Source organism: Sporosarcina thermotolerans (assembly GCF_030067815.1).
GTDB lineage: Bacteria > Bacillota > Bacilli > Bacillales_A > Planococcaceae > Sporosarcina > Sporosarcina thermotolerans.
Map to the genome: position 1 here is coordinate 1,913,698 of NZ_CP125968.1, position 22,525 is coordinate 1,936,222.

The 22,525-nt window shown below is 40.7% G+C and carries 20 protein-coding genes and 3 pseudogenes; 14 read left to right on the forward strand and 9 right to left on the reverse strand.

The features are described from left to right. Nucleotides 1–2: 2 nt before the first annotated feature. From QNH10_RS10945 to QNH10_RS10985, 9 genes are all read left to right on the forward strand, one after another. Nucleotides 3–935, forward strand: coding sequence for an ABC transporter ATP-binding protein (locus QNH10_RS10945; protein WP_283731595.1), 933 nt, complete (start codon nt 3–5; stop codon nt 933–935). 1 nt (nt 936) lies between these two features. Continuing rightward, nucleotides 937–1,641: an ABC transporter permease gene (locus tag QNH10_RS10950; protein ID WP_347177866.1), complete on the forward strand. Its 705-nt coding sequence runs from the start codon at nt 937–939 to the stop codon at nt 1,639–1,641. Between the two features lie 150 nt (nt 1,642–1,791). After that, entirely contained in the window at nt 1,792–3,255 is a 1,464-nt protein-coding gene (locus QNH10_RS10955; RefSeq protein ID WP_283731596.1) for a DUF8809 domain-containing protein, read from the forward strand. A 22-nt stretch (nt 3,256–3,277) separates the two neighbouring features. Then, nucleotides 3,278–4,273: an AAA family ATPase gene (locus QNH10_RS10960; protein WP_283731597.1), complete on the forward strand. Its 996-nt coding sequence runs from the start codon at nt 3,278–3,280 to the stop codon at nt 4,271–4,273. Then, the gene (locus QNH10_RS10965) at nt 4,270–5,142 is read left to right on the forward strand and encodes a DUF58 domain-containing protein (protein ID WP_283731598.1); all 873 of its coding nucleotides are present in this window, start codon (nt 4,270–4,272) and stop codon (nt 5,140–5,142) included. Before QNH10_RS10960 ends, QNH10_RS10965 begins: the two co-directional genes overlap by 4 nt. Nucleotides 5,143–5,155: 13 nt before the next feature. Beyond that, complete coding sequence (locus QNH10_RS10970; protein ID WP_283731599.1) at nt 5,156–6,838, forward strand: vWA domain-containing protein; 1,683 nt, start codon at nt 5,156–5,158, stop codon at nt 6,836–6,838. A 66-nt stretch (nt 6,839–6,904) separates the two neighbouring features. Then, nucleotides 6,905–8,170 carry a vWA domain-containing protein gene (locus tag QNH10_RS10975; RefSeq protein ID WP_283731600.1) on the forward strand — a complete coding sequence of 422 codons (1,266 nt, stop codon included), beginning with the start codon at nt 6,905–6,907 and terminating at the stop codon, nt 8,168–8,170. A gap of 5 nt (nt 8,171–8,175) precedes the next feature. After that, entirely contained in the window at nt 8,176–8,613 is a 438-nt protein-coding gene (locus QNH10_RS10980) for a VWA domain-containing protein (protein WP_283731601.1), read from the forward strand. Nucleotides 8,614–8,859: 246 nt separating this feature from the next. After that, nucleotides 8,860–9,429, forward strand: a complete 570-nt coding sequence (locus tag QNH10_RS10985) for a hypothetical protein (RefSeq protein ID WP_283731602.1) — start codon at nt 8,860–8,862, stop codon at nt 9,427–9,429. Nucleotides 9,430–9,530: 101 nt separating this feature from the next. Here the strand turns inward: QNH10_RS10985 and QNH10_RS10990 are convergent. The 6 genes and pseudogenes from QNH10_RS10990 to QNH10_RS11015 form a co-directional block, all read right to left on the reverse strand. Next, nucleotides 9,531–10,690 (reverse strand): annotated as a pseudogene (locus QNH10_RS10990) (MFS transporter). 171 nt (nt 10,691–10,861) lie between these two features. Beyond that, nucleotides 10,862–11,932, reverse strand: a complete 1,071-nt coding sequence (locus QNH10_RS10995; RefSeq protein WP_283731603.1) for an ABC transporter substrate-binding protein — start codon at nt 11,930–11,932, stop codon at nt 10,862–10,864. After that, nucleotides 11,929–12,729, reverse strand: coding sequence for an ABC transporter permease (locus tag QNH10_RS11000; protein ID WP_283731604.1), 801 nt, complete (start codon nt 12,727–12,729; stop codon nt 11,929–11,931). Before QNH10_RS11000 ends, QNH10_RS10995 begins: the two co-directional genes overlap by 4 nt. After that, nucleotides 12,713–13,537 carry an ABC transporter permease gene (locus QNH10_RS11005; protein WP_283734616.1) on the reverse strand — a complete coding sequence of 275 codons (825 nt, stop codon included), beginning with the start codon at nt 13,535–13,537 and terminating at the stop codon, nt 12,713–12,715. Before QNH10_RS11005 ends, QNH10_RS11000 begins: the two co-directional genes overlap by 17 nt. Beyond that, nucleotides 13,527–14,631 (reverse strand): annotated as a pseudogene (locus QNH10_RS11010) (ABC transporter ATP-binding protein). The gene QNH10_RS11005 and the pseudogene QNH10_RS11010 overlap by 11 nt, the downstream one beginning before the upstream one ends. Before the next feature lie 17 nt (nt 14,632–14,648). Then, complete coding sequence (locus QNH10_RS11015) at nt 14,649–15,191, reverse strand: helix-turn-helix domain-containing protein (protein ID WP_283731605.1); 543 nt, start codon at nt 15,189–15,191, stop codon at nt 14,649–14,651. A 180-nt stretch (nt 15,192–15,371) separates the two neighbouring features. On the opposite strand from QNH10_RS11015, the gene QNH10_RS11020 reads away from it, so the two are divergent. After that, entirely contained in the window at nt 15,372–15,827 is a 456-nt protein-coding gene (locus QNH10_RS11020; protein WP_283731606.1) for a redoxin domain-containing protein, read from the forward strand. A 97-nt stretch (nt 15,828–15,924) separates the two neighbouring features. Further along, entirely contained in the window at nt 15,925–16,584 is a 660-nt protein-coding gene (locus QNH10_RS11025; RefSeq protein WP_283731607.1) for a potassium channel family protein, read from the forward strand. A 53-nt stretch (nt 16,585–16,637) separates the two neighbouring features. Here QNH10_RS11025 and rnjA read toward each other — a convergent pair. After that, nucleotides 16,638–18,306, reverse strand: a pseudogene (gene rnjA / locus QNH10_RS11030) (ribonuclease J1). 5 nt (nt 18,307–18,311) lie between these two features. After that, complete coding sequence (locus tag QNH10_RS11035; protein ID WP_283731608.1) at nt 18,312–18,521, reverse strand: DNA-dependent RNA polymerase subunit epsilon; 210 nt, start codon at nt 18,519–18,521, stop codon at nt 18,312–18,314. Nucleotides 18,522–18,860: 339 nt separating this feature from the next. On the opposite strand from QNH10_RS11035, the gene QNH10_RS11040 reads away from it, so the two are divergent. After that, entirely contained in the window at nt 18,861–19,283 is a 423-nt protein-coding gene (locus QNH10_RS11040) for a hypothetical protein (RefSeq protein ID WP_283731609.1), read from the forward strand. A gap of 526 nt (nt 19,284–19,809) precedes the next feature. On the opposite strand, the gene def is transcribed toward QNH10_RS11040, so the two are convergent. Next, on the reverse strand, nt 19,810–20,373 hold the full coding sequence (def, locus tag QNH10_RS11045; protein WP_283731610.1) for a peptide deformylase: 564 nt from the start codon (nt 20,371–20,373) through the stop codon (nt 19,810–19,812). A 136-nt stretch (nt 20,374–20,509) separates the two neighbouring features. On the opposite strand from def, the gene QNH10_RS11050 reads away from it, so the two are divergent. Then, a complete protein-coding gene (locus tag QNH10_RS11050) occupies nt 20,510–21,151 on the forward strand; it encodes a YkyA family protein (RefSeq protein ID WP_283731611.1) in 642 nt (213 codons plus the stop codon). A gap of 256 nt (nt 21,152–21,407) precedes the next feature. Further along, nucleotides 21,408–22,523 (forward strand): pyruvate dehydrogenase (acetyl-transferring) E1 component subunit alpha, encoded by a 1,116-nt coding sequence (gene pdhA / locus QNH10_RS11055; protein WP_283731612.1) that lies wholly within the window; start codon nt 21,408–21,410, stop codon nt 22,521–22,523. Nucleotides 22,524–22,525: the final 2 nt, after the last annotated feature.

Genomic DNA, 22,525 nt, shown 5'->3' on the forward strand with positions numbered 1-22,525 from the left:
AAATGATAGAAATTAAAGGGCTGACAAAGAAATATGGGCAATTTACCGCGCTTGATAATTTGGATTTAACGCTCGATGAGGGAACGGTATTCGGATTTGTCGGTGCGAATGGTGCCGGTAAATCAACGACATTTTTAATCCTTTCCACATTGCTTCAACCAACTTCAGGAGAAGTATTCATCAATGGCATCAGCGTTCGTGAAAAGCCATCAGAAATCCGAAAACTGATTGGCTATATGCCAGATTTCTTCGGTGTATACGATCAGCTAAAGGCTGATGAATATTTGGACTTTTATGGAGCCAGCTACGGTATTCCTGATGAGGAAAGGAAGATACTTATACCGCAGTTGTTGGAGTTAGTAAATCTAACTCATAAAAGAAATTCTTATGTTGATTTGCTTTCGAGGGGGATGAAGCAGAGACTATGCTTGGCTCGTAGCTTGATACACGATCCTAAGGTGCTTATTTTGGATGAACCTGCTTCTGGACTTGATCCAAGGGCACGGGTTGAAATGCGTGATATTCTAAAAACGTTAAAAGGTATGGGAAAGACAATCTTAATCTCCTCTCATATTCTGCCTGAACTTGCGGAGATGTGTGATGAAATTGGTGTTATTGACAATGGGAAACTGATTGCACATGGATCCGTTGCTGAAATACAGAAAAAATTGCAAGGAGAAAAAGTAATTACAGTTCGACTTATCTCTAAAACTTATGAAGTAATTTCCTTTTTTGAGGAACAGCCATATGTTACATCAATTGAAAGGCTTGATAGTGGAGATGGCATTTCCTTCACGTATAGGGGAAGCGAAGAGGAGCAGATTGGCATGCTGAAAAAGGCGATGTTAGAAGATTTGCCGATTGTTTCATTCATGGAACATGTAACAAACCTTGAAGATGTCTTTATGGAAATAACGAAAGGAGCCGCCGACTAATATGAATTTTAATAATCCGGTTCTTTTTAAGGAATTGAAACTTAGATTCCGATCATTCAAAGGCTTCAATGGGATATTATTCTTTCTGTTAGCTATGTGCATATTTGTTTTCGGTTATATATTCCTCACTGTTAACATGACGGGCACATCCTATTTCAGACCAAGTCAAAGTTTTGTCCTATTTGCCTTTCTATCCTATATCCAACTTGGGCTTGTGTTATTCACAGCCCCAGGGCTAACGGCTGGATCAATCAGTTCGGAAAGGGAAAAACAGACATTGCCAATTCTTTTGACAACTTCTCAAAGCTCGTTTCAAATAATTTCAGGGAAAATGCTTTCGTCCGTAGCTTTCCTACTCTTACTAATCGTTGCGGGACTTCCTGTTTATAGCTTGGTATTCTTGTTTGGCGGTATTTCCCCAATGGATTTTGTAAAGGTTTTTTTCTTCCTATTCGTAACGTTGTTAGCAATTGGAAGTATCGGGGTCATGTTCTCTACATTAATTCGCAGAACAATTGTATCAATGATTGCAACATATGGATCAATGCTTTTCTTATCGGTAGTAACTGGTTTCCTATTCATTATTGTAATGCAAATGAAAGCTTTCAATAATATGGGGACCATTACCTCACCTTCTTATTTAGGTCAGTTTTTGGCATCCATTAATCCTGGGTGCTGTTTGCATCATTTTTATCACCCGATTTGAATAGCTCCATTAGCGAATTAACGAAAATCGACTTCCCGATTTGGGCCGGTTATTTAATATTTTATGGATTGATTACCGTGACGGCGTTTTTTATATCGGTGAAAAGATTACGTGTCAATATGAAAAGATTAAAATGAGGGGGTGTAACAGATGGAAGGGAAAATAGCGTTACAGCGATATGTCAAAAAGGCGTTAAGATCATTACGTCTCGAACGATCGGTCTATAAGTTGCAAACTGGATTGTTTCTGTCCGCTTTGCTGTTCACACTAATCCTTTCCGCTTCCAGACTGTTCATACTGCCGCATTACTTATTGATAGCCATTTGGATTGCTTGCCTAACAATTGGAGTTACGATTGTCGCTTTATTACTAAAAAATGTTCGGCGTGAAGAGGCCATCTGGAGGCTGGATAAATATTTACCTGATAATTTATTAGTGACGGCATTGGATGATCGTATCCAACAATCGAGCTTTGCTGAGTCAATCACTCAAAATGCGAAGAAAAGTATGAACTCTGCGTATCTAGAATTTAAGAAACGTGAAAAGAAGTTTGTAAATGGCAAGATGTTAGTTGGTTTTCTGATCCTTCTTACAGCATCTATATTGTTGGTGATGTTTCCTTCTAATGCACAGCAGGAAGCGACTGCTGTTGCCAAGGAGAAAGAGATCATTGAAGAATTAAAGAAAGAAATTCAAGAGTTAGCCAAAAAGGAAAAAAACCCTGAACTTAAGAAGGATCTTGAAGACTTAACTGAGAAATTAAAAGCCATGGAAACAACTGAAGAGACTTTGCGAGAATTAGTGAAGAAACAAAAAGAGTTCAAGTTGAAGGAACAGAGATTAGCCGAAAAGAAAAATAACGATGGCGAAGGATTAAGTGAATCTGAAGAGGATGAACTCGACAAACTTAGGCCGTTAGTCGACCAGCTCGCTCAGCAAGCAGGAAAGTCACAAAGCGCATTAAATAAAATCGGCAAAGCCCCTTCTTTACCAGCATTAGCTAACGCCGGGAACCAGCCGTTGGGCAGTGGCCAATCTAACACCAATACAAATGGAAAAACCGGCTCAGGCCAATCCCAAGTTGGTTCTGGAGGCCAAGGTCAAGGTCAAGGCGAAGGTCAAGGCGAAGGTCAAGACGAAGGTCAAGGCGAGGGTCAGGGCGAGGGTCAGGGCGAAGGTCAAGGCGAAGGTCAAGGCGAGGGTCAGGGCGAAGGTCAAGGCCAAGGTCAAGGTCAAGGGCAAGGGCAAGGGCAAGGGCAAGGCCAAGGTCAGGGTCAAGGTCAAGGTCAAGGTCAAGGCCAAGGTCAAGGTCAAGGTCAAGGCCAAGGTCAGGGCCCGGGTGCTGGAACGGGAACAGGTGGCCGGAATATGCTTTCGATTCCAAACGATCGTATAGGTGGCTACAATGATCCAACAGTAATTGGCGGTGAACTTGGAGAAGGTGAGTTTATCGAAGAGAATGAACGTGACGGTCTTGTCGAAAGAGGAAACCTTAAGCCATACCGCGAAGTAGTGGGCAGTTACAAAGATGCATACTTGAAAGGTTCGGATAAGTTAAAGTTACCTGCTGACTTGCAAAGAATTCTTTCTGATTACTTTTCATCAATTGAATGAGAAATGAATGGGAGATGTACACATGTCGTTTTCGTCGGAACAATTTGAAGAAATGAGCAAGAAACTTGCTGATGTACGTGCAGAAATAGGCAAATTCATAGTTGGACAACAGGAAGCAGTCGAATTTTCCTTGTACTCCATTTTGTCTGATGGGCATGCTTTGTTGGAAGGGCTACCTGGACTTGGGAAAACCATGCTTATCAGAACTATTTCGGAAGTCTTGGACCTTTCCTTCTCTCGAATCCAATTCACACCGGATCTAATGCCGGCAGATATAACGGGAACCAGTATTCTTGAACGCAGTGAGGATGGCGTACAACGATTTGTTTTCAAGGAAGGACCCATCTTCAGCCAAATGGTACTTGCGGATGAGATAAACCGTGCCACACCGAAGACACAGAGTGCTCTTCTTGAAGCAATGGGTGAGAAAACCGTAACAGTGCTTGGTGAAACTAGAAAGATGGCCAAACCGTTTTTTGTCTTGGCTACTCAAAACCCGATTGAAATGGAAGGTACCTATCCATTGCCTGAAGCTCAAATGGACCGGTTCTTATGTAAAGTTTTATTGCCATATCCTTCTAAGGAAGAATTGAAGGAAATAATGTTAAGAACAACCGGTCCTGAGTCTATTGCCATACGAAAAGTCATGAATACTGAAACAATCGTAGAAGCACAAGAAATGGCGAAAGCGGTTGTCATTGCTGATGATATGATTGACTACGCAGTCGATCTTGTTTCAGCAACCCATCATAAATCGGGATCGGAAGATGAATGGAATCAGTACGTTCAGTATGGCAGTGGCCCTCGTGGGTTGCAGTCCATCATACGTCTTGCGAAAGCAAGAGCGCTTATGGCGGGGCGTGTTCATGTATCAATTGCAGATATTAAAACAGTTGCAAAACCAGCATTACGGCACCGTATCCTCATCAATTATGAAGGGGAAGCGGAAGGGATTGATGTCGACAAGCTTATCGATAAACTATTGGAGGAAGTACGTCAAGGGGCTTCAATCCAATGAAGGTAGAGCTATTTCCCGATAGATTGGCCAAACGGTTGGGTGCTTTGTCCATTTCGACGAAATCGAGACGCCTTGGTCATCATAAAGGTGCGCATCGTTCAACTAAGACGGGTTCTTCCCTCGATTTTTCGGATTTCCGAGAATATCATCCCGGCGACGATTTACGGCATATCGACTGGAATGTATTTGCGCGTACGGATAAACCCTTCATTAAGCAGTTTTTAGATGAACAGGAGATGCGGGTACATATCTTACTCGATTCCACAAAGTCCATGGGTACAGATGGTAAATGGGATTTTGCACGCCAAATTGCAATTGGATTCGGCCATATTGCTTTAAAAAGCGGTGATACTGTTTCGTTTTCTACCTGGAGCACGGATGAAAGCTTCTTTTTTCGGAAAAAAGGTGCATTACATCGTGCTAATTTATCAAAATTCATTTCCAAAATTGAAACCCCATCATCCAATATGGATTTTGCTGATCAAGCCTTAAAACATATACCGAAGGCATTGACTGTACTATTAATTATTACCGACGGTTTGGAACAGCTTGAGAAATGGGAGAAGTTATGCAAGAGATTACCCGGTATTTGTAGGGATGTCCGTATAGTGACCGTACACTCTTCATCGGAAGAGCTTCCTGCATTTGAAGGCGATGTCAGGCTAGTGGATATCGAGAATGAATCGGTTATTGAAGTTTCAATGACTAAAAGAATCGTTGAAGACTATACCGAGAAAAAAAGAAAACATGAAAACGAACTAACCGCATTGGCGAATAAGTACGGAATTGGATTATTACGTTCAGAGGTTTCTGAAGGTGTCATGGATCTATTCACGAAAAAAATGCGCCAAGTTGGTTGGTTACAGTGATAGGGGCGGCTAAGTGGGGTTCGATCAGTTAAGTAATATGTGGACTGCGGTTTTTCCGTTGGCCGTCCTTCTTTATTATTTCTTCAGGAAAAAGTATGTCACCACAACAATTTCATCTACATTATTCTGGGAGAACTCAATGCGTGAGACGAAGGTGTCTCCTTATTTGAAAAATTTACAGCGTAATGCGTTATTCTATTTACAAATGGCGGCATTATTACTTTTGCTTTTTATATTACTTGCACCTTTTTTACCGAAGGAAACTGTTATGGACAGTCATACTGTTTTCGTCGTGGATACATCTGCAAGCATGGGTGTAACCGATGGTGATCTTTCATTGTTTGAAAGAAATAAAGAAAAAATGATAAACCTCGCTGAAGAGCGTGCTGGTAACGCAATATCAATCATTACCACCGGAAAAGAACCGTCTTTGTTATTGCGGAAAGAGACTGATACACGCGCAGTTTTGGCAGCAATTGATAAATTAGGTGTGCAATATGAACATGAACATATGGCACGCTCAATCGACTTCGCAAAGTCAATTGCTTTGCAGGATGGTGCGGATGTCCATATTTTCACCGATTTTTTAGATAGGTCGGTATTCGTGGAAAGTGTAAGTGGAATCACCTGGACAGTACATAACAATGAAAGTCCATCCGTTAATATCGCCATTGAAAAGTTCGGTGCCGTATCTACCGTGGATGGAACCGAGGCCATTATTAAGCTGTCGAATCAATCTAAATCTAAACAATCTGGAAAGGTGATCATTAAGAATGAATTGACAGATGAATCATTATCGGAACAGGAATTTTCCGTCAATGAGGAAGCTGATATTCTTCTTTCATTTAAAGGTTTACCGTTACTCTCTGCCGTTAGTGCTGTTCTTCAAGTACAAGATGATTATCAAACTGATAACGAGGCCTTCGTCATGATTGGCAACGAATCGTCTGAGGTAATTGTAGATAGCCAATTGCATGAACTTGTAAAGAAAGCATTTGAAGCAATCGGATTAACCGTAACGACGGGCTCCGTTAAGAAAAATGCGATGGCAAGGGATCAGGCAATGCTTGTGACAAATGATCCGTCATTTCTTCTTGAGGGATCGGACCCGATTCTTTTACTTGGCAGAAACGATTCGTCAACTGAGCCGGTTTCAGGGGTGGTGGATAGTGTCAACGACTCCTTGTTTACCATTGCATCGATTAATGATATATACGTGAGTGCAGTATACCCTCCGTTTGAGGGGTATACGACATTGGCGTCAATAGATGGAAAGCCTTTTATACAGCGTTCGCAGCGAGGCGATATTATCGTCTTATCAGATATTGCGTTGACCGATTGGCCATTACATCCCTCATTTCCGCTATTTATATGGAGTACTGCAGAAACGCTTAGGTCGGCTAATGAGAATGTAGGGACTTTTACTCCAAATGAAAGGAAAGCCGTCCTAACAAGTGGAGGATCGGACGGAATCGAAATTTTTACAATCGAAGACAAATACGTTGTTAGCTACCCGAATGGCAGAAGTTTTGTAGCACCCTCAGTACCAGGGGTTTATAAAATGATAGATGGCGGAACGGAGAAATATTTATCAGTTCAATTGGAACCGAACGAAAAAGTTGTTTCCAGTGGAATGAGTTATCGTATAGGCTTCGTTGAAGTTGATAGTAGTGGAAAGAAGAAGGCAAAAGTATGATTGGATGGCTATTTTTATTGCCTGTCCTCCTTCTTTTATTGATTGAGTGGGAGGTGCAAAGACGTCGTGGATATCCGAATTGAGGAGCCGCTATGGCTAGTGTTGCTTATCCCTGTAGCGCTTTATATGGTGTACACTTGGAAGGCTTCGAAAATGCGGTTCTTTGGAAAAGGAACCATTCTTTATGCGCTAAGGAGCCTGACAATTTTTTGTATCGTATTTGCACTTACTTTCCCTTATATTATGTTGCCGGATAATGAGGAACAGATTTTATTTGTCGTGGATAGATCCGTATCAGTCGAAGATGCAGGACCATCAGCTGAAAAATGGATTACGGACAGCTTAAAGTTCCGCCGTGCAAATCAATCAGTAGGGATCTATTCATTTGCCGGTACCTTTCGAACCGATTTTCAATTATCCGATGGGGAAGCAAAGCTGCCAAAATTGGAGCCGATTGAATCAAGTAATAATACGAACATCGCGAATGCAATAGATTTGTCCGCAGCAGTGGCAAAATCGAATTTAGCTACAAGGATTGTTCTTTTATCCGACGGGTTAGAGACGGAAGGGTCTATGGAGGAACTATTGCCAAAGTACGAGAATAGCCGAGTTCAAATCGATACGGTTGTCTTAAACAGGGCAAATAGAACAGATGCATCTATCTCGCTATTCGAAACCCCACGAACTGCATATGAAGGGGAAAAACAATTACTGCAGCTGGAAGTAGAATCGTCTTCCCAGAAATCTGGTCAGTTACTTATCTATCGAAACGATGAAGAAATAATTAATGAACTTGTCTCACTTGATGAAGGTGGAAACATGTTTTCATTCCATGTAGAGGCAAGGGGAACTGGACTTCTGAAATACGAGGCAAAACTGATTGTCCCTGATGATGGATTACTGGAAAACAACCGAATGCTATCCGTTACGATGTTGGAGCAATCCCCAAGGGTTCTCATCGTTCAAACGGAGCGTAATCCATCTGTTATCCCAACACTTCTTGACCAAAATGCCATGGAAGTTGAAGTTGTGAATGCCGAACAGTTACCAGAGAATTTATCAGGGTTTTTGGGCTATGGTGCGATTCTTTTCGATAATGTCCCAGGTCATCTTGTTGGTGAACATAAAATGGCAGTAATCGAACAGGCAGTCAAGAGCTTCGGTACAGGCTTCATGATGGTGGGCGGAGATGAAAGCTATGGATTAGGTGGTTATTTCAAATCCCCAATCGAGCGTTTATTGCCTGTGGAAATGGAAGTGAAAGGAAAAGAACAGCTTCCTTCACTTGGACTTGTCATCGCTATGGACCGTTCGGGAAGTATGTCCGGCTGAAAATTGTGATTGCTAGGGAAGCTGCCGCAAGGGCAGTGGAATTGCTGCGGAATGATGATACATTTGGTTTCACTGCATTTGACCATGAAATATGGGAAGTGATTCCCGTTGGACCCTTAGGGAATAAGCAAGAGACGATCGATAAAATTCTATCGATTCCCGCCGCTGGTGGTACAGATATTTTCCCTTCTGTCGAGAAAGGTTACGAAGATTTAGCCGATTTAAAGCTCCAACGAAAACATATTATCCTTTTGACAGATGGGCAGTCAGGTATGCCTCCTGATTATGAAGATATTATTTCAGAGGGGAAAAATAACAATGTTACATTATCAACCGTTGCAATCGGAACGGATGCAGATAGTGTCTTATTAGAAGAATTAGCTGAAATTGGCGGGGAAGATTTTATGATGCGGTGGATGAGTCAACAATTCCCGCAATATTAACGCGGGAGACATCGATGCTAACCCGAACGTATATTGAAGACGATCCGTTCTACGCAACATTCAGCAATGTTCCGGAGTGGACATCGATTTTCAAGGACGGGTACCACAAATGAATGCTTATATTGCAACAACTCCAAAGGGATCCTCGACTATTGTTGCGGAAAGTCCTAAAGAAGACCCTGTCATTGCGGAGTGGATGTATGGTTTAGGTCGTACGATTGCTTTCACTTCAGATTCGACAGGAAAGTGGTCAGGGATCTTGCAAGATGGGGAGGCTATTCCGATTTTTGGAATACGGCTGTTTCACGACTTCTGCCGTCGTATGAAGACGTCCCTTATCTCATTACCCATGATCGTGGCGGTACGTATACAGTAACAGACAGTTCCCGTAAGGCTGCATTCCTCGATATTGCCATTATAGATGAAAAAGGAAATGAGGTACCTTTCCAGTCTGAACCTTTGGCTCCCGGGAAAGTAAGAGTTACCTTGCAAGCAGATCCGGGACTTGTCTTTTTCGGTGTTTCGGATGATAAAGGCGGTTTGTTTGAAGCGGGTGTGTCAGTCCCTTACAGTGAGGAATACAAGCCATCAGAGCCGAATGTTGCGTTACTGGAAAAAATCGCTGAGCGTACAGGCGGAGAATATCATGAAGATCCTGAAAAAGTATTCAGGTCACATCCGTTTAAGAGTGGGAATCAAAAGCCTATCGCAAATTGGTTGATCATGGCTGCGATGATCTTATTTTTTATTGATATTACATTACGCCGTTTTGGCATGTTCTCGGACTCATGGCAAAAATCGAGAAAAAACCTGTAACGGAAAAACCCCGCCGTTGCAGAAGACCATGTATCTGAACTTTTGAAAGCGAAAAAGAAAAGATAAGAAAAACCTCATCTTCAGATTCGAAGATGAGGTTTTTATGTTGTCCGTGTTGATGCAAGAAGTGTTTTGTTTTTATTGGCCCAAAAGCCAGTAATTCCAAAACAAATTAATAATATTGCTGTACCAACCAAGTAAGGCAAAGCGATATTGAAATCGAAAATAGAACCGGCAAGTGCGGGACCGACCATATTGCCTAAACTCATATAGGCATTCATCATCCCTGCTGCAAAGCCTTGTTCTTCTCCAGCAAGCTTTGATACGAGTGTGTTCACGGCTGGACGTAGTAGGGAAGTAGCTGTTGAGAATACTGTCGCAACTAAAAGAATCGTCCAAAATAGATCAACAAGTAAAACTGCCGACATAGAAAATGCAGCGACAATCAAGTTGACTAATATAACGCGCATTTCACCGTACCGTTTAAACAGCGGGTTAATAACAAAAGTTTGTACAATGACGCCGACAAATCCCCGACAGTGATAAGGATTGCGATTTGAGAAGGAGTATATCCGTATTTCTGGTCAACATATAGTGAAATTGTCGCCTGATAGTTTGCAAGTCCGAAGGAAAAAACGAACATGACAATCAACATTATGAAGTAAGGTGTTTTCGTTGACCGATACAATTGTTCAATCAGATTTTCTTTCCGACTCTGAAGCTTTTCAACTGAGATGGATGGCGCGGGATTCGGCAAGATGAAAATAGATAATATTGCTGCAAACACTGCAGCTCCTGCTGCAAAATAAAAAGGAAACAGAAGACTAATCTTCGAAAGAAAACCGCCAATACCCGGTCCAATCATAAAGCCCAATGACATTGACGCTCCAAGGAGACCCATTCCTCTCCCACGTCGCTCCAAAGTCGTTATATCGGCAACGAATGCCATCATTGGTGGCACGATGAATGCGGCCCCGAGACCCGAGAAGAATCGAGCTGCGAAAAGCATCCATAAATGAGTCGACATACTGAACGCAAGCTGCGCTAAGCCGTATATTATTAATCCGAAAATAATAATTTTCTTTCTGCCATGTCGGTCGGATAAACTTCCGGAGATAGGAGAAAAAATGAACTGTGCAAAGGAAAATATTGCAATCAGGAACCCAAGCACTTGCCCGGCAGCTCCGAATGTTCCAAGGAACTTCGGCATGATAGGAATAATTAGGCCAATGCCAGCCATGGCGATAAACATATTGAACATCAGTATGTATAATGCCAAATTATTGGATTGTTGTTTCTCGACCAAGAACACACCACCTCTCTTAACTATTTCGTGTATCTGAAATAGTTTACCACAGTCGGCAAGTAAAAACACTTCGGTGCTTAGGAACATGACCCCCCCTCAAACAGATTGAGGGGGGGCATTGAACGATTATCTCAAATTCATTTTGAATTCCAAGAAGAGTTCATTGTAAACGCCTAATAATTCTAAACCTAAGTTTTTATACACTTCCAAATGGCTCCGTGTCTCTTCATCAGGGTAGAAGCGTTCATCTTCCACCACTTCAGGATCCATCAAGTCAAGTGCCGTTAGATTTGGCGTTGAATAACCGACATAATCAGCATTTTGAGCTGCTACTTCTGGGTCAAGCATAAAATTAAGGAAGGCATAGGCACCTTCGATATTTTTAACCGTCCGTGGAATGACAAAATTGTCAAACCATAAATTGGACCCTTCTTCAGGTACGATATAGTCGATATCTTCATTCTCAGACATCATGTCAGCTGCCTGACCGGACCAAGTTAGCGCTATGGCCGCCTCGTTATTGACCATTAACTGAGTTACTTCATCGCCGATTACTGCTTTGACATTGGGAGTTAATGCCTTCAACTTATCTGTTGCTTCGCGTAATTCATCAAGATCTGTTGAGTTCAAAGAATATCCCAATGAATTTAAACTCATCCCTACTGTCTCTCTTGCGCTATCTACAAGGATAACCCTTTGCTTTAGGGAAGGGTCCCAGAGATCGTCCCAACTTTCAAATGTTTGGCCTTCTAACAAAGTGGGATTATAGGCGATCCCCACCGTTCCCCAAAAATAAGGGACGGAGTATTTATTCCCCGGGTCGAATGACAAATCTAAAAAATAGGGGTCGATATGCTTGATGTTTGGAATTTTACTGAAATCAAGTGGCAACAAAAGGTTCTTTTCTTTCATCATTTCTATCATATATTCTGAAGGAGCTGTAATATCATATGATGTACCGCCTTGCTCGATCTTTCCCATCATTCCTTCATTCGAATCGAATGTTTCATAAATGACCTTGATGCCTGTTTCTTGTTCAAATTGCTTTATCAGATCAGGATCGATATATTCGCCCCAGTTGTAAACTGTGATTGTATTTTTTCCGGCTGAACCTCCTTCATTCAATTTGGCATTGATGAAAATTAGGATACCGGAAACGATAAGGATTAATATTGCTGCTTGATAGATTGATTTCATTTTTTCACCCCCGCAAGAGGCGCTTTCATTTTCCGAGTTAGTGCGTAATATCCAAGTACAAGGCCAACTGTTACTACGAAGATAATTCCGGATAGGGCATTGATAGTAAGACTAATCCCTGTTCTCGCCATTGAATAGATTTCAACGGATAAAGTAGAGAATCCATTTCCAGTTACAAAGAATGTAACTGCAAAATCATCAAGAGAATAGGTTAGTGCAAGGAAAAACCCGGCGAATATACCTGGCTTTATGAAAGGGAGGATGACCCTTGTCATAATGTCTTTATGCGTTGCACCTAAATCGCGTGCAGCATCTATCAAAGTAGGATTCATCTCCGATAATTTCGGCAATACCATAATAACAACAATCGGAATACTGAATGCAATATGTGATATCAACACCGATGCGAAGCCTAATTTAACCCCAATCATTGTGAAAAGGATGAGGAATGATGCTCCGATAATAACATCTGGGCTTACCATCAGAATATTATTCAGTGAAAGCACTGCATTTCTCATTTTTTTATTTCTCATGAAGTAAATAGCCAACGCTCCGATAACACCGATAGCTGTTGAAACAAGTGCGGATAATAGGGCGATAATGACTGTATTTAATACAATGATAATCAGCCGTTTATCTTCAAAAACTGCGGCATAATGCTCCCAAGTAAATGATTCGAAATTCGACATTCCGCCTCCAGAATTAAAAGAGTAGAATATCAAATAAAAAATAGGCGCATACAGGATAATGAAAATAACAGTTAGATACAGTTTTGGAAGCTTACCTATTCTTTCCATTGCCTGTAACCCCCTTTTCTTTACCAGTAGTGAACATCATTATAATGAACATGAAGAGAATTAGGAATACCGCAATCGTTGAACCCATTCCCCAGTTTTGCGTCACTAAAAACTGTTGTTCAATTGCTGTTCCTAGTGTAATCACTTTGTTACCTGCAATCAGTCTTGTGATCATGAAGAGCGATAGGGCAGGGATGAAAACCACTTGAATACCCGATTTCACGCCGTTTATCGTCAACGGCCAGATCACACGTTTAAACGTCGTCCAACTATTAGCACCTAAATCACGTGACGCGTCTATCAATGCAGGGTTCAACTTGTCGAGCGCGTTGAAAATCGGCAAAATCATGAACGGAATGAAAATATAGACGGAAACGAAAACGAAACTGAAATCGGTGAACAGAATCTGTTGTTTGCCAATACCTATTACATCAAGCAACGCATTGATTGGTCCGTATAATCCCATTAATCCAATGAACGCATACGTTTTTAGCAATAGATTAATCCACGAAGGAATAATGATTAATAAAAGCCATAGCTGCTTATGCTTAGTCTTTGTTATGAAATAAGCTGTTGGATAGGCGATTAACAATGAAAACAATGTAATTAAAAATGCATACCAAAATGAACTTATTGTTAGCTTAAGATAAACAGATGTAAAAAAGTCTTTATAATTGGATAAAGTGAAGTTGCCTGTTAAATCGAAAAATGAATAGTAGACGATCAATGCAATCGGTGCAAGGACAAACAATACTATCCAAGCTGTATAAGGAACCGTGTAAATTGACCGTAGGCGATTATTCTTCATCGGCAAGCGCTCCATAGGATTCAAGTCTTGCATCGTATTCTTCTTCTGACTCATTCAACCTCATGACATGAATGTCTTCAGGATTGAAATCGAGACCGATTACTGCACCAACTTCCGCCTTCTTTGTTGAATGGACGAGCCATTCGTTTCCGTCCTTGTCATAAGTGGACAGTTCATAATGTACTCCACGGAATAATTGTGTATCTACTGTTACATTCATTTTACCTTTATCGACGGTTGTAATCTCCAAATCCTCTGGCCGGATGACGATATCGACTTTTTCATTCGGTTGAAGACCCGCATCAGCACAATCAAATCTCTTGCTTGTAAATTCAACGATATAATCCTCAATCATTCGACCTGAAACTATATTGGATTCACCAATGAAATCTGCGACAAAACGGTTAATCGGTTCGTCGTAAATATCAAGAGGTGTACCGGATTGTTGAATAACACCGTCGTTCATGACGAAGATTTCATCCGACATGGCAAGTGCTTCTTCTTGGTCATGAGTGACGAAGACGAATGTTTTACCTAAACGCTGCTGTAATTCGCGTAATTCATACTGCATTTCCGAACGTAACTTTAAGTCAAGGGCGGATAAAGGTTCGTCTAAGAGAATGATTTCGGGATCATTGACAATCGCTCTTGCAATTGCAACACGTTGGCGTTGGCCACCTGACATCTCCGTAATTTCCGATTCTCATAGCCCGCAAGATTGACGAATTTCAATGCTTCCTTGACTTTAAGATCGATTTCATCCTTCTTCACTTTTTTTATACGCAAGCCGAATGCGATATTTTCATACACATTCAGATGGGGAAGAGGGCATAGTCTTGGAATACCGTATTCACTTGACGTTCATTTGCAGGGACGTTATTGATGTTTTTTCCATTGAAGTAAATCGTCCCATCAGTTGGCTCGATAAATCCCGCGATTAATCGAAGAATTGTCGTCTTACCACATCCTGAAGGTCCTAATAAAGTATAAAACTTACCGCGTTCCATCTCGAAAGAGACATTATCCAATACGGTTGTGTCATCACTGTATTTCTTTGTTACGTTCTCAAAACGGATAATAGGCTGGTTTGCCATTTTAAAAATTTCCCCCTTTATAAATATGATTCTGTTGCCACAAGTAGCAACTCGGTCGGACCTTCATTTGCATTCGATACACGATGATGGTCGGATGCTTCATAATAAGCTGAATCACCCTTCGAGGCCGTGTATGTACGTTTGCCAAGTTCAATTTCAACTTTACCGGATAAAACATAAATGAAAGTTTCCGCAAGCGATGGATCGAACTGTTTAAATTCGCCGTGTTTTGAAAATGAAATATGGACAGGTTCCATTTCATTTTCATTCGAACGGGGAACTGACCAACGGATACTATATTTTAGTTCGTCATTCACATAGGTGGTTTGATCTTCAGGTGAGTAAACTACTTTCATGTTTTTCTTAGGTTCATCGAAAAATTCTTTTGGCGTAGTTCCTAACACCTCCAATAAAGAAAAGAGAGTTTCGATTGATGGAGAAGTAAGTTCGCGTTCCAATTGAGATATATAGCCTTTTGTAAGGTCAGTTCTTTCGCCTAACTCTTCTTGGGTCAATCCTTTTTTCAATCGAAGACTTTTGATTTTACTCCCGATCTGCATGGTGTATCATCTTCCCTTCATATCGGAGTTTAGTATTACTGTACTTTAAGTTTACTATAAACCTTTTTAATTATACAAAATACTGGTTGAAAATCAAGATGTTAATTAAATTTAATACAAATTTTGATGGGCACGCATAGAATAGGCAGTGAAGATCTTTTTAAACGGAGGGAAAAACCTATGAAAATACGCGAACAGATGCCCGAATTGAGAGGAGCAACAACTTGGTTAAATGGGAGGGTGGATAGGTATGATCTGATAGGTGAGAGGCCTACCCTTATTCATTTTTGGTCTGCAAGCTGCCGTCAATGCAAAGTAGCAATACGGGATGTAAATTATATCCGTGACCGCTACAAGGGTAAATTGAATATTGTCGCTGTGCATATGCCTCGATCCGCAGATGACAATGATTTGGATACGATTAAAGCGCTTGTTAGATTACATGATATTACACAACCGGTTTTTGTCGATAATGATTTACTATTGTCAGATGCATTCGATAACCAATTCGTTCCGGCGTATTATGTCTTCGATAAGCATGGTCAATTGCGTCATTTCCAAGCAGGTGGAAGCGGAAGTATGCATATGCTTGAAAATCGTGTAAGTCGTGTATTGGATGAAACGAGAATGCAATAGATAAACGGGATGGCCTATAGGATAGGTCGTCTTTTTTATTTGTCAGGAAAGTATGATACACTAGTTTCATCCATCAAGCGGATTGGAGCGTCGGTATATGAAAAAGGAATTTGTTGTCATTGGATTAGGGAGATTTGGCGGTAGCATTGTTAAGGAATTAGTGGAACTTGGCGCGGATGTTATGGCGATTGATGTGTCCCATGAACGGGTGGAAGAGTTTGCTCAAATTGCGACTACTGCAGTTTCAGCAGATACGACCGACGAATCTGCGTTACGTGCACTCGGGATCCGGAATTTCGAACATGTTGTCGTCGCGATCGGGGAGAATATACAAGCAAGTATTTTAACGACATTGATATTAAAAGAAATCGGTATAAAGAAAGTTACCGTCAAAGCGCAAAATGATTATCATGAAAAAGTATTAAGTAAAATCGGGGCCGATCAGGTTGTGCATCCAGAGCGCGATATGGCGAAAAGGCTTGCAAATAATATGGTTTCGAATAACATCCTTGACTACCTTGAATTGTCGGATGAGTATTCGATTGTTGAAATCAGGGCAAATGAAAAAATTGCAGGTTTTACACTGATCGATTTAGATATCCGTGCGAAATTCGGGGTCAATATTGTCGCGATTAAACGCCAATCACAAATATTAGTTTCACCACAAGCTATTGAGGAGATTGAACTGAATGATATTTTGATTGTCATTGGTTCTGATATCGATATCCATAGATTCGAGAGAAAGTCTCTTCATTAAATTTGAAAGATAAAAAAATCCTCATGTCATTTAATGACAGAGGATTTTTTGTTTTATACTTCCATGACGACAGGAAGGACCATTGGTCTCCGCTTTGTCTGGTCGTATAAATAAGGGGATAGGATATCGATTATGTCACTCTTTAAAGCTCCTGCTTCGGCCGAGGAATTGGCAAGCTTTTTATTCAATTCCTTAGACAACAATTGCTGGGCTTCGCTAATCATTGTACCTGACTCTCTCATATAGACAAAACCACGAGAAATAATGTCCGGTCCTGAAACAACTTTGTTACGTTTCTTATCAACTGTTGCAACAACGATCACCAAACCGTCTTCGGAAAGGATTTTACGATCGCGTAATACAACACTTCCAATATCACCAATTCCACTTCCGTCGATGTACACATCTCCTGATGGAATTTTGCCAGCGACTCTTGCAGTATTCTCAGTTAACGCCAAGACATCACCGTTACTCATGATGAATGTGTTTTCTGGTTCAACATCACAGTCAATGGCAAGCTCTTTATGCATCTTTAACATGCGGTATTCTCCATGGATAGGCATAAAGAATTTAGGTTTAATCAAACGAAGCATCAGTTTCTGTTCTTCTTGGGATCCGTGACCAGATGTATGGATGTTGTTTAGAGCACCATAAATAACTTCGGCTCCTGCACGGAACAACGCATTAATTGTTTTGTTAACACTAAGAGTGTTTCCGGGAATTGGAGACGACGAAAAGATTACAGTGTCGCCAGGTTGTATTTGTACTTGGCGATGAGTCCCATTCGCAATCCTCGACAAAGCTGCCATAGGCTCACCTTGGCTTCCTGTACAAAGAATCATTACTTCATTGGCGGGAAGTCTGTTTAGTGATTGAGTATCAACGAATAATTCCTTAGGGGCATTAATATATCCCAGTTCACGACCAATTGTAATTGCATTATCCATGCTACGGCCGAATACAGCTATTTTTCTACCATAATGCTCAGCAGCTTCGATAACCTGTTGTAGACGATGTATATTGGAAGCGAAAGTAGCGAAAATGATCCTTCCATCCACTTTCCGGAAAATTTCGTTAAGACTGTCACCGACTTTTCGTTCCGACATTGTAAAGTTCGGCACTTCGGCATTCGTACTGTCCGATAAAAGACAAAGGACACCGTCGCTACCGACTTTTGCCATTTTTGCAAGATTAGCAGGCTCTCCGACCGGAGTGAAATCAAATTTGAAATCTCCCGTGTGTACGACATTTCCGGAAGGTGTTTTAACGACTACTCCGAAAGCATCGGGAATACTATGGGTTGTTCGGAAAAAAAGAAACAGATGTCTTTCTGAATTTGATGACGTCTTCTTCTTTGATTTCAATCATTTTTGTTGTTCGAAGGAGGCCGTGTTCCTCGAGTTTATTGCGAAGAAGGCCAAGTGCTAATTTCCCACCATAGACTGGAATATTAATTTTTCTTAGTAAATATGGAATACCGCCAATATGATCTTCGTGGCCATGCGTGATAAATAGCCCTTTGATTTTATCGATATTCCTTTCCAAATACGTATAGTCAGGAATTACATAGTCAATTCCAAGCAAATCGTCCTCTGGAAATTTAATGCCTGCGTCAATTAGGATGATTTCATCCTGAAATTGTACGCAGTACGTATTTTTGCCGATTTCACCAAGTCCGCCTAAAGCGAAAACGGCAGTTTCATTGTTTTTTATTAATTTCATGATGCTTAGACCTGCTCTAACTCAAAATGAGGGGATGCTTGCTCATATTCGAGATGTTCGCCTTCAAGTAGCTGAATCAATTCAATATTGTACTTACGATCCTTCAGTTTTTCGCGGACAGTTCTTTCTGAATCGGATTCGATGTACAAATGTTTTGTGTTTTCGCGAATAGGTACTTGTGTTACATTTTCTTGGTAATAGACTTTGTAAATCATGGTAAGCTCTCCTTTTTTACGTTCGTTTGAAATCTTTCTCTTCATCTTAGCATGTCAGTTGTCTAAAATAAAGAAAAGCCCACCAATTGCATTGGCGGGCGTGAAATTATGCAATAGTCTTTTTGCCGAGTATGCCATTGAGCCGTTTCAACAGTTTGCGTTTTAGGCGCTTGTACATGGGCATATCACTCCTTAAAGACATTATACATCTATTCGAACTTTCTGTCAAGTTGAATTAAGGTTTAATGATGAAAATAGGTAATGTTGATTTGCGCTGCAGGCGGACGGTTTCCGCTTCAATCAACGGAAATACTTCCCATTAATGAAAGGATGAAAATAATGAGTGAATATAAATTTAAAGGTTACGGTTGGTCAGAATTGGCTGAGTGTTGGGGATTAGAGATAAAGGAACAACCGTTTACTGCAAGTACGTCAGATGGAGAAATGGTGAATTTGGGAACTATTCCTGAGAAGATTGAGAAAGTGTACCAAATTAATGGTACAACTATGAAAGTATCGTTAACTGACGTGGAAGAGGTGCAAGCAGAGAAAATTAAACAATTCATCTGGTCAAATCTTGGTAACGGTGGGTTCAAACACCCCCAAATACGTACAGATATTCTAGACTTTTTAAAAGCACTAATCATTGAGTCAAAAGAATTGGATTATAATACACCTGTTTACGAAGGATTGTTAAAAATCGACGATGATCACACTTTAGCTACTTGGATTACTTTTAATTTAGAAATGTTATGGACATAAAACGCATAGTATAGGGAAAAATCGAGTTTTTAACACTAAGTGGTGATAAACATCGCCTTAGTGGTGATAAGCATGCTTTAAGTGGTGATAAACCCCACATAAGTGGTGATAAGCATGCTTTGAGTGGTGATAAACATTTTCCTGATTAGAAATTTGCTGTTATTTTGCGCTGCAAGTGGACGATTTCGTTTCAAACAAGGGAAATAGTTTTAGAAGGAATATGGAAAGAAAAAATGCTCAGAGACTTCTAAGCATTTTTTGATGGGGTATTCTATTAATTTTAAACTTTAATTATGGTGAAAGAATATCTGTTTATTGAAGCGGAAGGCGGCGAAATGCAAAGATATGCTCTCAACGCTTCGCTATTGTTCGCAAAAGCCGTTCTTTGTTACGGCTTTTCCTGGGGATAAGCGGGACAGGTGAGACCCCGCAGTGGAGCGAAGCGACCGAGGAGGCTCACCGCCCGCCCCCCGGAAAGCGTCCGCCAGCAGCGTAAATCAACGGTTTACTTTTTATTTATCTTCCATTAATCCCTTTCAAAAGGAACTGCGCCTGGGATTTCTTTGAAAGGTTCATTAGGATCGATATGATCGTAAAACATGACACCGTTCAAATGGTCCAATTCATGTTGAAATGCAATAGCCGGAAGGCCCTTTAATCTTAACTTGAATTCCTTGCCGTCAACATCGAATGCTTTAATCGTAATTCTCGAATAGCGAGGTACAAAACCTTCAACATCGCGGTCTACTGATAAACAGCCTTCTCCGGACGATAAATAAGTTCTTTCAACTGAATGGCTAATTATTTTCGGGTTGATGGCGACAAAGCTTAGCGGCTCTTTATCTTCATCATCATCTTCAATATGCAAGGCGAATACTCGTTTTGAAACATTAACCTGTGGTGCAGCGAGTCCTATGCCTGGTCGCAGGTCGTATCGTTCGCATACTTCAAAGTCTTGACTATTTATAATATATTGAAGTAACTCTTCACAAAGTTTTTTGTCTTCATCAATTAAAGGGAAAGTCACTTCTTTTGCGACTTTTCTTAGTACGGGATGACCCTCGCGCACAATATCATTCATCAAAATCATTGGATGCTCTTCTTCCTTTCATTTACCATGCTTTCCTCTATTATATGCTAATAGGAAAAATGGTTAAAGTAATTTGTGCATCCTTGAAAAGGATGAACGATAGCGATATAGTGAAACAAAGATTGGAGGAAAACGTATGAAGAAAAATCTGTTAGGATTTTTGGTGATCGGTGTAATGATACTATCAGGTTGCAGCATAGGTGTGTCAACCGAGAAACAATTATCCGACACGCTATCTAAAATGAATGATTCTGAGTCGGAATATCGAAATACGCAAAGTGAAATGACAGAGATGGAATTGACGGAACAAAAGATATTTGAAGAAACAATGGAGTTAACGAAGGAAGATGTTGATAAGTTACGGTCCAATGTGACAGAGTTGGAGAAACTTATTGAAGAGAGGTTAGGTCAATTAGGCAAAGAAAAAGAATCCATGAAGGAAGCGGAAGGATTCATCAAAGAACTCGATACGATTCTGGAAAAAGCTTCAGAATCGGAGAAAAGTCAGGTCGAAAAGTTGAAAGTCTCTGTTCAAAAACGATATGAACTACATCGGTCATTTGTGGATGAATATAGAAAGTTAGCTTCTCTTCAAAAAGAATTTTACAGTGTTTTATCCAAAGAAGATGTTAAATTGGAAGAATTAAAGCAAAGAGTGGAAGAAATCAACGAACAAAATGCGGTTGTTAAAACTGCTATTGCCGATTTCAATGAAGCAACAAAAGAAGTCAATTCGATAAAGGACGATGTGTTTTCAAGTTTAGAAAAGGATAAATAAAGGAAATGGGTAAAGTGGTGGCGATTTGCTCCACTTTTTCTTTTTCTTAAAATGCATAACTATTATAATACAGGTGAAATATTGTAGTAGTACAGACTGTTATTCTGGTATAATTAAGATAGTGATTACGCATTGAAATAACGATGATTTCAACGATTGACCAATTTGCTCCACTTAAGTATACTAAATGGTGAAGACTATTGTATCACTTTAAGTAATAGAAAAAATAATACAGTTATAAAGGAGAGTTGCCGCTATGGCTGCAAAAAAAGACAAGCAGTTCAATCCGGTGGAAACGCTTCATTCTATTGAAGAACAGTTTGAGATGTTCCAGATTTTGAATGAAGAAGGCGAAATCGTCAATAAGGACGCTGAGCCGAAATTGTCCAACGAAGAACTTACGGAATTAATGACGAGAATGGTCTATACAAGAATTTTAGATCAACGCTCTATCTCTTTGAACCGTCAAGGTCGACTTGGATTCTATGCTCCGACAGCAGGTCAGGAAGCTTCGCAGTTAGCATCACACTTTGCATTGGAAAAAGAAGACTTCATCTTGCCGGGCTACCGTGATGCACCGCAACTTTTATTCCATGGCCTTCCATTACATATGGCGTTTTTATGGTCCCGTGGACATTATCAAGGAAGTGTCATTCCTGAAGGATTGAATATTTTCGTTCCGCAAATCATTATTGGGGCACAATATATCCAAGCCGCAGGAGTTGCACTTGGTTTCCAAAAACGTGGTGTGAAAGCGGTTGCTATGACTTATACAGGTGATGGTGGAACTTCACAAGGTGATTTCTACGAAGGTATCAACTTTGCAGGAGCATTCCGTGTACCAGCAATTTTTGTAGTTCAAAACAACCAATATGCAATCTCAACTCCTCGTGAATTGCAGACAGCTGCGAAAACACTTGCACAAAAAGGTGTTGCAGCAGGTATTCCAAGCATTCTTGTTGACGGGATGGACGCACTTGCAGTGTATGTTGCGACTCATGATGCAAGAGAACGTGCGATTAACGGTGAAGGTCCTACGTTGATCGAAACGATGTGTTACAGATATGGTCCACATACAATGGCGGGCGATGATCCGACGAGATACCGTACGTCCGACACGGATAACGAATGGGAGAAGCGCGATCCGTTGATCCGTTTCCGTAAATACCTTGAAGCAAAAGGCATTTGGTCGGAAGAAAAGGAAAACGAAGTGATCGAGCGCGCTAAAGAAGAAATCAAAGAAGCTATTAAATTGGCTGACGGTGCACCTAAACAGAAAGTAAGCGATTTTATCAAAATTATGTATAAAGGCGATCTGCCATATAACTTACAAGAACAACTTGATATCTACACAGAGAAGGAGTCGAAGTAACC

Bases quoted from the DNA above. Each gene is read 5' to 3' on its own strand.
- QNH10_RS11000 (WP_283731604.1), bottom strand. From the start codon at position 12,729: ATGGAAAGAATAGGTAAGCTTCCAAAACTGTATCTAACTGTTATTTTC.
- pdhA (WP_283731612.1), top strand. From the start codon at position 21,408: ATGGCTGCAAAAAAAGACAAGCAGTTCAATCCGGTGGAAACGCTTCAT.
- def (WP_283731610.1), bottom strand. From the start codon at position 20,373: ATGATTTTGATGAATGATATTGTGCGCGAGGGTCATCCCGTACTAAGA.
- QNH10_RS10955 (WP_283731596.1), top strand. From the start codon at position 1,792: ATGGAAGGGAAAATAGCGTTACAGCGATATGTCAAAAAGGCGTTAAGA.
- QNH10_RS10960 (WP_283731597.1), top strand. From the start codon at position 3,278: ATGTCGTTTTCGTCGGAACAATTTGAAGAAATGAGCAAGAAACTTGCT.
- QNH10_RS11005 (WP_283734616.1), bottom strand. From the start codon at position 13,537: ATGAAGAATAATCGCCTACGGTCAATTTACACGGTTCCTTATACAGCT.
- QNH10_RS11040 (WP_283731609.1), top strand. From the start codon at position 18,861: ATGAGTGAATATAAATTTAAAGGTTACGGTTGGTCAGAATTGGCTGAG.
- QNH10_RS10965 (WP_283731598.1), top strand. From the start codon at position 4,270: ATGAAGGTAGAGCTATTTCCCGATAGATTGGCCAAACGGTTGGGTGCT.
- QNH10_RS10945 (WP_283731595.1), top strand. From the start codon at position 3: ATGATAGAAATTAAAGGGCTGACAAAGAAATATGGGCAATTTACCGCG.
- QNH10_RS11020 (WP_283731606.1), top strand. From the start codon at position 15,372: ATGAAAATACGCGAACAGATGCCCGAATTGAGAGGAGCAACAACTTGG.
- QNH10_RS11015 (WP_283731605.1), bottom strand. From the start codon at position 15,191: ATGCAGATCGGGAGTAAAATCAAAAGTCTTCGATTGAAAAAAGGATTG.
- QNH10_RS11050 (WP_283731611.1), top strand. From the start codon at position 20,510: ATGAAGAAAAATCTGTTAGGATTTTTGGTGATCGGTGTAATGATACTA.
- QNH10_RS10950 (WP_347177866.1), top strand. From the start codon at position 937: ATGAATTTTAATAATCCGGTTCTTTTTAAGGAATTGAAACTTAGATTC.
- QNH10_RS11025 (WP_283731607.1), top strand. From the start codon at position 15,925: ATGAAAAAGGAATTTGTTGTCATTGGATTAGGGAGATTTGGCGGTAGC.
- QNH10_RS11035 (WP_283731608.1), bottom strand. From the start codon at position 18,521: ATGATTTACAAAGTCTATTACCAAGAAAATGTAACACAAGTACCTATT.
- QNH10_RS10995 (WP_283731603.1), bottom strand. From the start codon at position 11,932: ATGAAATCAATCTATCAAGCAGCAATATTAATCCTTATCGTTTCCGGT.